The following is a 12,708-nucleotide window of genomic DNA, read 5'->3' on the forward strand; positions in this document are numbered from 1 at the left end:
ACACCCCTAGTCCGGCAATGTCAGTTGAGTTAATGTACTGCCGCCTCGCACCGACACCGTATTGGTCTTCCAATTGGCCTCTCCCACAGCCCCCACCACCTCCAAATCTTGCTCGGGCTGTCGGTAGCGAACATTCCCCGTAGCAGTGGTGATATCGCTGCCCAAAACCCAATCCACGCGATCGCTCCACAGTTTCATGCCATCTTCTTCAGATAAGGCGTAGACTCGCCCTGTCAAGGTCAACAACTCGGTCGGAGTCTCTAGAGTGAGGACATTCCCTTGCATGCGAATTTGCCGATCGCGATGGTAAATATCGACTGCTCCGCTCGCAGTGACGAGCTGATTGGCCAAATCCCAATCCAATTCATTGGCAAGGATGTCTAGTGGGGGATCGGCGGCCTCTGCCCGCAACTGTTCGTCGCTGTCGTTGCGCAGAGTCAGGTAGTCGGTTTCTAAATTGGCTTGCAGGCGATCGCCAAACAACTGAGCCTCCAAGACCGCGTGGGTGACAATCACATTGCCAACTGCAGTCAGGGTATGCTCTTCCGGCAACCAAACCGCCCGATCGGCAGCCAGTTCCAAATCCAAATGCTTCGCATCGGCCTCAACCGTGCCCTCCAATTCCAACCGCTGCTCTCCCGGCACCACTAGACCCGTCTCGGCATCTACCAAGATCCTGTTACCTTCCTCGTCGTAGAACACCCCTTCCACATCAAATAACTGGGCCGCTCTCCCCCCATCGACGTAGCGAGCCGTCACGGCATTGACTTCCCACAACACGCGCCCCCTGTCGTCAGTTTCGGTGAGATTGATGTTTTCGTAGACCAAATCGTTAGACGAGTCGGCATCTTGAATGTCCGGTTCTATCGCCGTGTCTACCGAAATGCTGCTACCACAGGCTACTAAGCCGATCGTCAGCACGATCGCGATCGCTCGCAAGCAGTGGGAATAAGGTCTGTAACGATCTGGCATGGCTATCCCAACTGGCAGTCTCGGTATTAGTACGTATCGTAACGTTCTAGGGAGCAGGTGGTAGTGACAATTGACCGCGTTCCCGCCATTCCCGATAGGCTTCGTATACCCCCTGCATGTTGTACCAATTCAAAAAACAGATGCGGCAGAGTTCTAAGGCTAGGCCGGGTTGACCGCGTTTCACCAACCATTCTAAGGCCGGTCGAATGCGTCGCTCGTTCAACCATCCCCCCAACGACAGCAGCCCCCACAGAATGCGGTGCAGGGGGGTCATCTGAATCATCATTCGCACTTCCCAAGTGGGATGCTTCTCGTAGAACAGTACCCCCATCCGCCCCCGCTGCCATTCTCGATCGATCAGGTAAGGAATGCGATCGAGGCTAAAAGCGGGGTTCCAGTGATAACCTGCGGCTGCCGGACATTTCACCAGCTTCAGGCCAATCTTTTTCAGCCGCACCCCCAACTCCAAATCCTCCCAACCGTAAAGCTGAAACCGCGTATCGAAGGGGCCATCTTCCGACTCCGTCACAGCATCCAACCAATGGCGGGCGATCGCCACATTCCCCGTTGCAAAAAAGGCTGCTGAAAAGTCTGTGGGTTTAACGGGTTCGGAGCGCGGGTCGTCAAAGTTACTGGTGTTAATCACCCGACCGTAGGTGAAGCTGCGGGATAATCCCGAGGGATCTCGACTGGTTCGATTGCGCTCTTCCAATGCTTTTGCGTGAGCGGCCAAAAAATCATCCACCACCACCAAATCGCTATCGATAAAGACAATCGTGTCCCCTTGCGATCGCGATACCCCCAAATTGCGGGCAGCAGCAGGACCGCGATGGTCTTGCACAAACCATTTCACCCGCTCTAACCCCGCTTGCTCCAGCCACTCTACAGTGCCGTCGGTGGAACCATCATCCACGACGATCGCCTCGTAGTTTTCATAGGAACCGGGCTTTTGCTGGGCGATCGCCTGCAGGCACTTTCGCAAAATCGGCAGTCGGTTGTAGGTGGGAATGACCACGCTGAAGAACACGTAGGAGTCCTCAATGGCGAGCAGCAATAGGCAAGAGATGCTGGCAGGGGTTTCCTGCCTCAAGCATCTTTCGCCAAACCCACTGTACTCATTCCCGAGATCTCAATTGAAGAATCGGCGATCGAGTCGTTAGGGACCGATGTCTTCGCACCCGCTACCCCCCCCGACATTTCTCAAGCACAGTCTCAGGGTCGGACTGCAGGCGAGTTAAGCCTGTTTGCGGCGCTTCAGGTACACACCCATGCCCAAAGCAGCAGCAGTTCCGAGCATTGTTTTCGGCTCTGGAATTGCAGTTGCAGGAGGAGCAAATTCTAAAAATGTCAGCGATAGTTGGGCAGACGTAACTGGTTCGAAGTTGAAGACGATAGAATCCAGTGCTGTAAAGTCAACCCCGCTAAATTCAGAAAATTCAATCCCAATTGAATCCGACTGGCCAATGGGGAATGTTGTTATGAAAGAATCGCTATTGATTCCCGATGTAGCAATGATTTCGACGCTGCCACCCAGATCGGAAAAGTCAATACCGATTGCGATGTTCGTGTTTACTCCACCATCTGTGATGTCGAAGGCAGAAAGCCCATCGTAGGCGAGCGAGAATGAAGCCAGAACTCCAACACCGGAACTGAAGGATAAACAGTTCTCGCCGCTATTCAGGCACCCTGCCGTTTGGATAGTCACGGGAAAGGGGTTGCTTTGAGGGCCAGATAAAAACTCTAAAGTTAAGTCGCGAGTTCCACCCAAAATAGTGCTTGCTGGGCCATTGGTTTGATTAACTGTTGTACCGGTAGGAAAGATAGTACTTCCGGCTACGGCTAAGTTGCCAGCGCCAATGTTGGTAATGGTCGATTCGTCAAAAGAGTCCAGCGTCAGACTGGCTGCTTCAGCGACAGTAGCGGAAATTAGGATAGTACCCACTGCAATAAGCGGGATCTGACATAGTTTGGTGGTTGTATTCATCCGATCTCACTCACCTACGAGCAATGGCAAAGAAATTTCGAGTCGAAGTTAGCGGTTTGAAAAGATGTCGCCTACTGCTTAAAGCTAATATTCCCAGACGATTCAAAATATACCAGGGGTTCCCGGCAATCTCTGGCCGTGTTTATACGGTTTTATTCCTCTGTTCGCGTCGATCTTGGCTGCCGACTCAGTAGTTTCACTGTTTTTAGCCTCTATGGCACCCTCTCGGGGCCGATAATCTGTTGCAATGCGGCACGATCGCGACTCAATTACATCACTTTGAGCAAATCACAGGTCACCCAATGGCAAGAGGATTGGCGAAATCCGATCGCCTGCGATCGCTTCAGTCGAGAAAAAACATCCGATCTCCGAGTCAATACCTGTATCTAGACAAAAATCTTCACCGAGCCCGACGATCGCATTGATAAATTGTCACTGTCAGCGATCGCGATCGCTCCTCCAGCTCTGTCGAGAGGGTAGGCTAGAGCTAATCATGCATTTGCCCGAAACAACTATTGCGCCTGCCACGCATGATGGTGGGCGTTTTTCTCACTCGTACAACCACGTCCTTATGCTCAACTGACTTGCCCGCGCCCCTCTACAATCGGGCGAGTTTGGCAGATCGGGAACAATCTCGCCATCTCGCCACTCGATATAGCAGTCATAAATCAGTCGTGAACGCTAAGTGGCCTGAAGCTCAGTTCTGGCAAGGATTGGGATTTACAACTAATTTAGGATCGCTATAGATCTGGTATCCAAATAGATCTCGCATCCAAGTCCGTCGCATCCTCAGGGGGTCGAGGTGAACCATTTCGCAGAACACTGGCAGAGGATAGCCCTCGGTCTGGGACTGCTATCTCTCATCGCACTGCTAGGCCCTACCTCACCCCAGTGGCGATCGCCTCTCTCCCCAGCAACAGCCCGAGCTCAAACGGCGATCGCCCCCTCCACACACTCCTTGCAGCAGTTCCAAGTTGCCATCGGCAATATTGCAGTCTCCGTCTCCGTCGTGGAGATCGACCCCCATCAACCCGACTTTAAACTGCGTCCCTTTTGGTCGAGCCCCGCTCAAATTCCGGGGCTGCTCGATACCCAATCCGCGGCACGGCAAGCAGGAGCGGCGATCGCCATTAATGGCGGCTTTTTCAGCCGCATTACCCACCAACCCCTCGGGGCACTGCGTCTGAATGGGGAATGGGTGTCTAGCCCTATCTTGGGGCGCGGCGTGATGGCTTGGAGCGATCGGGGAGAATTTCTCTTCACCCGAGCTCACTTTCGCGAGCGCGTGACGACTTCGGGCGGAACCCAATTCGAGCTAGTTGACTTGAACAGTGGCTACTTCCGAGCTGGGCTTGCCCGCTACACACCCATTTGGGGTCGCGACTACAGCACAGAAACCGATCGCGAAGTTATCCTGTCTGTCGCCAGCGATCGCATCGTCAATCGTCAAACTGCCGACCTCGCAGGCTCCCTCAGCGTGCCAATTCCGAGACGCGGTTACTTGCTCGTCGCCCGCCAAACTGAAGCTGCGGATCTCGCTCGACAGCTCTCCATTGGCGAGACCCTGTGGGTCGAGACTCGCATCGAGCCCGCTGACCTCGATCGCTTTCCCCACGCGCTCGGAGCGGGTCCCTTATTGCTGAAATCGGGACGCATTGTCCTCGATGCCGAGCTCGAACAATTTCGTCCCCCCTTTCCCACCCAGAGAGCGGCTCGCAGTGCAGTCGGCTATACCGCTAACGGCAAACTCCTCTTCGTCACCGCAGGCAAAGGGGAAGAGGAGACGGGCATTACCCTCTCCGAGATGGCGCGGTTGATGCAGCAGTTGGGCAGCCGAGATGCCCTCAACTTGGATGGCGGAACCTCTTCGACCCTTTATGCTGGCGATCGCATTGTGAACTTTACCGGTAGGCCCCCTCGCGTCCACAATTCCCTCGGTTGGTTCGACTAACCCGCCTCGGTGGGCGTTACGCTCGGATTCCCGAAAAGCTGGTGGATAATGACAGGCGTAGTCCTGCCCTTCCCCCATGACCAACCGCCTCGCCGCTAGCCCCAGCCTCTATCTGCGCAAACACGCCGAAAACCCGATTGACTGGTGGGCCTGGACATCCGAAGCCCTCAGCGAGGCAAAGGAGAGCGATCGGCCCATTTTTCTGTCGATTGGCTATTCCAGTTGCCATTGGTGCACCGTCATGGAAGGAGAAGCCTTCTCCGATAACGAGATTTCTGCCTACATGAACGCCAATTTCATCCCCATCAAGGTCGATCGCGAAGAGCGCCCCGATCTCGACAATATCTATATGCAAAGCCTGCAAGTGATGACCGGACAAGGGGGCTGGCCCCTAAATGTATTCCTCGATCCCGAAACCCTCGTGCCCTTTTACGGCGGCACCTACTTCCCCGTAGAGCGTCGCTACGGTCGTCCCGCCTTTATCGAATTGCTGCGGGCGATTCGGACATTTTACGACGACAAAAAGGAGGATTTGGCCAAACAGCAAGAAAAGCTGATGGAAGTGCTGCAGGTGTCGGTGGAGGTAGAGCCCGGTACGGGGGCGGGACAAACCTTGCTGCATCGAGCTTGGTCGGAGGTGGTGCCGATTGTGTCGCGGCAGTCGATGGGACAGCAGTTCCCCATGATGCCCTACGCCCAGTTGGCTTTGCGGGCAGCGCGGGCGGGGGATGTGCCAGTCGGCGATCGCGACGATGCCCTAACGCGAGCCGCCGAACGGGGGATGGATTTGGTCTTAGGGGGCATTTTTGATTGCGTAGGCGGCGGCTTCCATCGCTATACAGTAGACCCCACTTGGACCGTGCCCCATTTTGAAAAAATGCTCTACGATAACGGTCAGATTTTAGAATTCCTGGCCAATCTCTGGGCGATAGGGGTGCGAGATGCGGCGATCGCCCGCGCCATCAAACTCACCGTCGCTTGGTTGGAGCGGGAAATGACTGCTCCAGAAGGCTACTTTTACGCCGCTCAAGACGCCGATAGCTTTGCCACTCCCGACGATCGCGAGCCAGAGGAGGGAGAGTTTTACGTTTGGCGTCAAGCCGATTTGGAAGCAGCCCTCACAGAGGAGGAATTTGCCGCGCTCGATCGCGCCTTTTTCATTTCAGAGCAGGGCAACTTCGGCGATCGCCCTGGCTATATCGTGCTGCAACGCAGTTCTGGCGGGGAATTGGAGGACGCGGCAGAGCGGGCACTGACGGAGAAACTGTTTGCCATTCGCTACGGTGCCGATCCCGTCGCAGTGTTTCCCCCTGCCCGCGATAGTTCAGAAGCTAAGGGGAAGAACTGGCCCGGTCGCATTCCTGCGGTGACCGACACCAAGATGATTGTGGCTTGGAATGGCTTGGCTATCTCGGGTTTGGCCCGAGCGGCGCAGGTGTTTGGCGATCGCCACTCTTTAGATCTCGCGATCGCAGCGGCAGAGTTTATTGGGCGATCGCAGCGGTTGGAGGACGGTCAATTTGCCCGTCTCAATTACGACGGCATGGCGGTGGAACCAGCCAAATCGGAAGATTTCGCTTGCTTTATCAAAGCCTTACTGGATATTCATCAAGCCACATTGGCTTACGCCGATTTGGACTCTCAGCAGTGGTGCGATCGCGCCTTGGCATTACAACAAGAAATGGACGATCGTCTATTAGATGCCGAGACGGGTGGATATTTTGTGGCGGGGGGCGATCGCTCGGCCGAACTGATCGTGCGAGAAAAGGACTATCACGACAATGCCACCCCCTCGGGGAATGGCTTGGCGAGCGGCAATCTCGTTCGTCTCTTCGGGCTCACGGGCGATGTCACCTGGCTCGATCGGGCCGAACGAGCCCTCAATGGCTGGAGTGCTGCGATGGAACGCTTCCCTCGCTCTTGTCCTACGCTGTTCGCTGCCCTCGACTCCTTCTACAACCTCGTCCAAGTCAAAGCTCAGCCCGAAGCCATCCCCGAGCTGCTGCAGCAATTTTGGCCCACGGCCGCCTTACAGGTGGATGAAACCATTCCGGGACTCGGCGTAACCTGCTTGGGCTTGGAATGTTTAGAACCCGCTACTTCCCTAGAGCAATTGAAGGCCCAAGTGCAAGCAGGTCAGTGCCGTGCTTGAGCAGCGATCGTCAAGCCCGTTCCACCTATTGCTCCCCTCTCCCAAAATTGGGAGAGGGGTTGGGGGTGAGGGCCAGTCCAGCATCAAATTCACGTTATATCGAGCACAATGCGGACGGAGAGACTCGAACTCTCACAGATTGCTCCACTAGAGCCTAAATCTAGCGCGTCTACCAATTCCGCCACGTCCGCAAGCGGCAATGCAACCAATACATTACCACAGCCCTCGCGCCAACCGCCCCCACCCATTGACGCGGTTAGCTCCGCCCCGCAGGCACAGGCCAAAACTCTTTCTGCAACGCATAGTCTTTTTCGGAAATCCCTACTTTGGCAGAGAGCGATCGCGGCGGGCGATCGGAACGGCAAGTCCGAGGAATCCGCTAACATAGATGTATAGCAACCTACATAATTTAGGGCAGCAGATGAGTTTCTTCGATTCCGATATCGTGCAGCAAGAAGCCAAGGAGCTATTTCAAGATTTTCAGGCTTTGATGCAGCTGGGCTCCGACTACGGTAAGTTCGATCGCGCGGGGAAAACACTCTTTATCGACAAGATGGAAGAGCTGATGGAGCGCCAAAAGATTTTTATGAAGCGGATGGAGCTTTCAGATGACTTCATGGCGCAAATGAGCGTCAAGCAACTGCAAAGCCAACTGGGAAATTTTGGCATATCCCCCACCCAGATGTTCGACCAAATGAATACAACCTTAGAGCGCATGAAGGCCGAAATCGATCCCTAACCGCTAGCACTGGGAGCTGGAATGTCCACAGCCCACCACACTCGCGGCCAACATGCGGTCTTGAAGATTCTGCAGCAGCGATCGCAACCCCTGTCCGCCCAAGAAATCTTTCTGGAACTGCGGGAGAGCAATCGCCCGGTGGGCTTGGCTACCGTCTATCGAGCCATTAGCTCCCTTAAAGATGAAGGGATCTTGCAGCAGGTGGATTTAGAAGACAGCCAAGCCTATTACCAGCTCGTTCCTCAAGACAGTCACAGCCGCCACCATCTGATTTGCACCCATTGCCGCAAGGTGGTTCCCCTTGCCAGTTGCCCGGTGGGGGCGTTAGAAACTCAATTATCCCAACAATACGACTTTGCGATCGAGCGTCACGTACTCGACTTTTACGGCACTTGCTCCGACTGCCGCAACTAATGGCCGCAGCCATTAGAAGAACTGGAATGTCACCACCTGCATGCAGCCCACTAAAAAGCCCAATACTCCTCCCAAGTTGACGATCGCCTGCAATTCTTTGCGCACAATCGCTTGAATAGCTGCTTCTAAATTTTGAGGAGAGGTGGCGTTGACCCGCTCGACGATGACGCGATCGAGGTTGAGGATGGGAATGACTTGGATCATGAGCGATTCTAAATCGCGATCGAGATAGCGCTTGAGAATGGCAGCCAGATCTCGACTAATTTGAGGCAGTGCCTCTTGCAGCACAGCAGATTTTTGCAGGCGGCCCAAGACTAAATTGGCGACATTGGTCCAACTAATAGAAGCACTCAAATCTTGTAGCAGAGTTGTGCCGCGCGCGCGCAACAGCGTTCGCACGCTCTCTCGCACGACCTGACGCAGTTGCCGCACCGTATGGATGGGCAAGTTTTGCAGAGATAGATTTTGCACCACTTCCGCGATACGACGATTGGCCCCAACAGCTTGTAACAGTTCCGCCAAGATTTCATTGGCGGCAGCGGGCTCGTCAATGCAGTAGGCGCGCAAGCGGATGAGGGCATTTTTGAGGCCGAAGAGGTTGGCAACCACCCAATAGGACCCGGTGGCCCGTTCGCGAAATTCTTCGTCTAAAGCATCAATATTGCGATCGGTGAGAAAATCAACCAACCCCTGACGCAGCACGTCAGGGGGGACTACCTGCTCTAAGATCCAGGTGGAAAATTGTTGGGCTTGGGGAGAGGAGAGGCGCAGATCTAGCAGGATACGATCGAAAATTTGATTGAGTTGCGCTTCTAAAAAATCTTCCTGTCGGGCGAGGGCTCGAATTAAGCGGGGCAGGGACTCGCCAAATAAATCGGCCAGAATGTTCCCCAAGACGAGGGCTGTTTGCTCTTGCTGTTGGGGATTTTGCAGGCGATCGACCGCTAACTCCAGCAACCATTGAATGGCTGCGCTCACCCGTTGGGGTGCTAGCAGGCGGAGCGCGACTTTATGCAGTTCTTCAGGCGTTAAGAGAGAGCCCAAAATGGCATCGGAGATTTTTTGGGCCAAACGCCCTTGATTCTGAGGAATTAAACCGGGGGTAAAAGGTAGCTTGACCCCACCCACATAGTAGGGGCGATAGGGTCGAAACAGCATCTTGATGGCGATATCGTTGGTGCAATACCCAATCGCCAAGCCCGCTAGGGGAGGTACGAAGTAAACCCAAAGATTCAAGCCAGACTGACTCCGCAAACAACACGAGCGATCCGATCGCACAATACCCTTTCGCCATCACGAGAGGGCAGCCCTCCCGATCGCGAGACAGACTGCGAGGGTTTGTGGGCGCGATCGCGCTTTGCCTCAATCTACCTAAGCCTAATCGGGATTGTTCTCTGAGGGCTTGCTCCGCACCTGCGAGGCTTCGCTTCCCGATATTTCCTCCTCGCCAGCATCGAAAGGAGGCTCTAGATGTGGAGACTCTAGATGTGGAGACTCTAGGTGTTCTGACTCGGGGCAGTCTTCGGTGGTGGGTAACTCGCTCAAGCCACTGCTTTTGGGGATCGAGGACAACCGCTGGGCCACAGCCCCAATGCTGTCGAGGCGAATCATTTCTTCCCAAGCACAGATCTCGTCTTCATCTTCAGTCTCGTATCGAATCAGAACGAGATCCCCCTCAACATCTAGAATGCGAGCGCGCTCTAGCCAACGACCTTGATCTCGCAGATAAATCCAGACATCTTTCCCTTCACGAGACAGTTGGTAGATCTTGCGGTTGAGCATCATCTCCTCCTCGGGCAATCGTGTCAATGGGATAGCGAGCTTGTCTGGGAACGGTTACCTTTGCCTCAGTGAACGATTTGTCCCACCATCTTAACGGCTACTGGTCCCGAAAAGTCTGAAGCTAAACCAATTAATAGTCATCAAACTCATCGTCTTCGCTATCGTAACCTTCCACATCAATTGCGGAGATCGGCCGAGTTGGACCCGAGGCGGGTTCTTCAATGTCGTCAGGCATGCGCGGCGGCTGACGGCGAGAGGTCGTCGGGCGAGAACTGCGGCGAGGGGGGCTAGGGGGCTCATCGGTAAAGTCGTCGTCCGCAAAGTCGCCGTTGGAGAAGCGCTCTTCTGGGTATTCAGTATCGTAATCGTCTCGTTCGTCAAAATCGGAGGGACGGGGTTGGGTCGTGCGAGCGGGGCGGCGGCGGCGAGTTTCGGGATAGTCTTCGCGATCGCGGCGGCTGGGATAGTCGCTGCGATCGCCGCGATCGAACTCATCGGGAGCGTCAAAATCGCTGTCGCGAGCTGGAGGCCGAGTGGGGCGGGGACGACGGGTGGAGCGGCGGCTATCGGCGGTACTGGATAAACGGGGGCGAGAACCGTTGGCGGAACGCAAGGGGCGGCGGCGAGGGCGATCGCTTTCTTCCGCATCTCGCATGCGCGATCGGCCCGAGCGAGAGGACATCCGCCGAGAATCGTAGTCTTCGGGACGGTAGGTTTTCGTAAAGCCCTTGGGACCGCGACGAACGGATCCTCCCAGCCCGCCTGCGGCCTGACGGGCTTTTTCTGTTAGTTGCAGGCGCAAGCGAAAGGTTTCGACGGCAAAGAAAACACTGATACTCACCAACATGAGTTGAGCAAAGGCAAGCAGCGGGATGAGGCGATAGCCCTCCCACATCAGGGTGACCGCGTAGACCATACCAATAATGGCAACGATGACGTCATATTCCCGAGAGGCCAGTGGCCTGAGAAAGCGCAGGGTATAGTAGCCGACGCTAGCGAACAAGACAATGACTCCCAATTGAAAGACTGGATTGCTGGGATCGAACATTCGCGGTCTCCTCGACAGGAATCAAACGGTTAGTGGGGCAGGGGGCACACTGTTGGGTGCAGGCTAGAGCGGCTTTAAGCTAACGATTTCGATAAACTGACCATTTCGATGGCAAGCTATCGAACCGCGATCGCAATCGGCAGTCGCACTAGCGAGTGTCTTACCTCTATTCTCCCCTAGCCGAGCACAGAACTTGTGTTTATCTTAAACAATGCCAGTCGAGATAAGCGCGGGGCTTAGGTTGCGCTCGCAGTTTGCGAGGAATGAGTCCCTGCAAGTTTTTTACTTCCCTCTTCTGCTTTACTGTCGTTGCTGGATCGGAAAATATCCTCATCGATTCGGATAACTATGCCTGACTTGCGGACGGTTCCACCCAGCGACCGTCCGCTTTAATCAGTTCGATCAGCTCTTCTACCCCCCGATCTTCAGGGACGCGCTTGACTTCTTCGCGACCGCGATAGAGAGCGATGCTGCCGGGGGTTTTGCCGACGTAACCGTAATCTGCATCGGCCATTTCGCCGGGACCGTTGACGATGCAGCCCATGACAGCGATGTCGAGACCGGTCAGGTGTTGGGTGGCTTCGCGCACCTCGTGCAGAACGGTTTCTAAATTAAATAAGGTGCGACCGCAGGAGGGGCAAGCGACATATTCCACCATCGTCTTGCGCAAGCCCAGCGCCTGCAGAATGCTATAGCAGACGGGGATCTCTTTCTCGGGGGCTTCTGTCAGGGAGACGCGAATGGTATCGCCAATGCCTTCAGCCAGCAGGGTACCGATGCCTGCGGTGGATTTGATGCGACCGTATTCGCCATCGCCCGCTTCAGTGACGCCGAGGTGGAAGGGAAAGTTGTAGCCCAAGGCGTCGAGACGTTTGGCGGCAAGTCGGTAGGCCGCCAGCATGACGGGGACGCGGGAGGCCTTGAAGGAGAGGGTGAGGTTGTGGAAGTCCAGCTCCTGACAGATTTCGATGAATTCGAGGGCGGACTCTACCATCCCTTCGGGGGTGTCGCCGTAGGTGAACAGCATCCGTTCGGCCAGGGACCCGTGGTTGACGCCGATGCGCATGGATTTGTTTTGTTCCCGCAAAGAAATCACGAGGGGTTCGAGGGTGGCGCGAATTTTATCCCGCACGCGATCGAATTCTGCTTGGCTGTATTCTCCATCTGAAGTCTTGGCCTGCTCGAATACGTAGAGGCCGGGATTGATGCGGACGTTATCGACGTGCTTGGCCACTTCGAGGGCGATTTTCATGCCGTTGTGGTGAACGTCGGCCACAAGGGGGACGGGTTGATAGGTGGCGTACAGTTGTTGGCGAATCTGCTCGACTGCTTTGGCGTGACCGAGGCTGGGAACCGTGACGCGCACCACTTCGCAGCCCAGTTCGTGCAGGCGACGAATCGCGGCGACTGCGCCATTGATATCTTTGGTATCTTCGTTAATCATCGACTGCACGACTACGGGGTAGCCGCCGCCGAGCATAACGTTACCGATGGGAACCGCACGGGTTTGGCGGCGGGGGTAAGTCAGTTCGAGGTTAGCTTGGGAGGGGTTGAGGCAGGTTTTAGGGGGTTCGAGTGTTTGCATGCCCTGGGTTCGCTCGCTCTGCTCGGTTGATGGGATTGGATTTCCCCTTTTGATTGTAAGTGCAGTGGCGATCGCGGGTGA

General features: G+C 55.2%; 10 protein-coding genes, 1 tRNA gene and 1 pseudogene. 4 read left to right on the forward strand and 8 right to left on the reverse strand.

The features are described from left to right. Window positions 1–6: 6 nt before the first annotated feature. The 3 genes from lptC to SYN7336_RS06830 all read right to left on the reverse strand — a co-directional run bounded on the left by lptC (window position 7) and on the right by SYN7336_RS06830 (window position 2,956). Window positions 7–972 carry an LPS export ABC transporter periplasmic protein LptC gene (lptC, locus tag SYN7336_RS06820; RefSeq protein ID WP_038025788.1) on the reverse strand — a complete coding sequence of 322 codons (966 nt, stop codon included), beginning with the start codon at window positions 970–972 and terminating at the stop codon, window positions 7–9. A 46-nt stretch (window positions 973–1,018) separates the two neighbouring features. After that, a complete protein-coding gene (locus tag SYN7336_RS06825) occupies window positions 1,019–1,999 on the reverse strand; it encodes a glycosyltransferase family 2 protein (RefSeq protein ID WP_026100767.1) in 981 nt (326 codons plus the stop codon). A gap of 207 nt (window positions 2,000–2,206) precedes the next feature. Further along, on the reverse strand, window positions 2,207–2,956 hold the full coding sequence (locus SYN7336_RS06830) for a PEP-CTERM sorting domain-containing protein (protein ID WP_017325184.1): 750 nt from the start codon (window positions 2,954–2,956) through the stop codon (window positions 2,207–2,209). An 802-nt stretch (window positions 2,957–3,758) separates the two neighbouring features. Between SYN7336_RS06830 and SYN7336_RS24820 the strand changes: the two genes are divergently transcribed. Together SYN7336_RS24820 and SYN7336_RS06845 are read left to right on the forward strand one after the other, a co-directional pair. After that, a complete protein-coding gene (locus tag SYN7336_RS24820; RefSeq protein ID WP_156820061.1) occupies window positions 3,759–4,907 on the forward strand; it encodes a phosphodiester glycosidase family protein in 1,149 nt (382 codons plus the stop codon). A gap of 76 nt (window positions 4,908–4,983) precedes the next feature. Beyond that, window positions 4,984–7,059, forward strand: a complete 2,076-nt coding sequence (locus SYN7336_RS06845) for a thioredoxin domain-containing protein (protein ID WP_017325187.1) — start codon at window positions 4,984–4,986, stop codon at window positions 7,057–7,059. A gap of 109 nt (window positions 7,060–7,168) precedes the next feature. On the opposite strand, the gene SYN7336_RS06850 is transcribed toward SYN7336_RS06845, so the two are convergent. Then, window positions 7,169–7,250 (reverse strand) — tRNA-Leu (locus SYN7336_RS06850). 230 nt (window positions 7,251–7,480) lie between these two features. On the opposite strand from SYN7336_RS06850, the gene SYN7336_RS06855 reads away from it, so the two are divergent. Continuing rightward, a complete protein-coding gene (locus SYN7336_RS06855; protein ID WP_026100768.1) occupies window positions 7,481–7,798 on the forward strand; it encodes a DUF1825 family protein in 318 nt (105 codons plus the stop codon). 21 nt (window positions 7,799–7,819) lie between these two features. After that, a complete protein-coding gene (locus SYN7336_RS06860) occupies window positions 7,820–8,212 on the forward strand; it encodes a Fur family transcriptional regulator (RefSeq protein ID WP_017325189.1) in 393 nt (130 codons plus the stop codon). Between the two features lie 12 nt (window positions 8,213–8,224). On the opposite strand, the gene SYN7336_RS06865 is transcribed toward SYN7336_RS06860, so the two are convergent. The 4 genes and pseudogenes from SYN7336_RS06865 to ispG form a co-directional block, all read right to left on the reverse strand. Next, window positions 8,225–9,448, reverse strand: coding sequence for a DUF445 domain-containing protein (locus SYN7336_RS06865; RefSeq protein ID WP_026100769.1), 1,224 nt, complete (start codon window positions 9,446–9,448; stop codon window positions 8,225–8,227). A 240-nt stretch (window positions 9,449–9,688) separates the two neighbouring features. Beyond that, window positions 9,689–9,994: pseudogene (locus SYN7336_RS24825) on the reverse strand (DUF6679 family protein); the annotation flags it as partial. A 130-nt stretch (window positions 9,995–10,124) separates the two neighbouring features. After that, on the reverse strand, window positions 10,125–11,042 hold the full coding sequence (locus tag SYN7336_RS06875; RefSeq protein WP_017325192.1) for a Ycf66 family protein: 918 nt from the start codon (window positions 11,040–11,042) through the stop codon (window positions 10,125–10,127). Between the two features lie 346 nt (window positions 11,043–11,388). Then, a complete protein-coding gene (gene ispG, locus SYN7336_RS06880) occupies window positions 11,389–12,627 on the reverse strand; it encodes a (E)-4-hydroxy-3-methylbut-2-enyl-diphosphate synthase (RefSeq protein ID WP_017325193.1) in 1,239 nt (412 codons plus the stop codon). Between the last annotated feature and the right edge of the window lie 81 nt (window positions 12,628–12,708).

The organism is Synechococcus sp. PCC 7336 (genome assembly GCF_000332275.1).
Lineage (GTDB): Bacteria > Cyanobacteriota > Cyanobacteriia > Thermostichales > PCC-7336 > PCC-7336.

Bases quoted from the DNA above. Each gene is read 5' to 3' on its own strand.
- lptC (WP_038025788.1), bottom strand. From the start codon at position 972: ATGCCAGATCGTTACAGACCTTATTCCCACTGCTTGCGAGCGATCGCG.
- SYN7336_RS06830 (WP_017325184.1), bottom strand. From the start codon at position 2,956: ATGAATACAACCACCAAACTATGTCAGATCCCGCTTATTGCAGTGGGT.
- SYN7336_RS06845 (WP_017325187.1), top strand. From the start codon at position 4,984: ATGACCAACCGCCTCGCCGCTAGCCCCAGCCTCTATCTGCGCAAACAC.
- SYN7336_RS06855 (WP_026100768.1), top strand. From the start codon at position 7,481: ATGAGTTTCTTCGATTCCGATATCGTGCAGCAAGAAGCCAAGGAGCTA.
- SYN7336_RS06860 (WP_017325189.1), top strand. From the start codon at position 7,820: ATGTCCACAGCCCACCACACTCGCGGCCAACATGCGGTCTTGAAGATT.
- SYN7336_RS06875 (WP_017325192.1), bottom strand. From the start codon at position 11,042: ATGTTCGATCCCAGCAATCCAGTCTTTCAATTGGGAGTCATTGTCTTG.
- ispG (WP_017325193.1), bottom strand. From the start codon at position 12,627: ATGCAAACACTCGAACCCCCTAAAACCTGCCTCAACCCCTCCCAAGCT.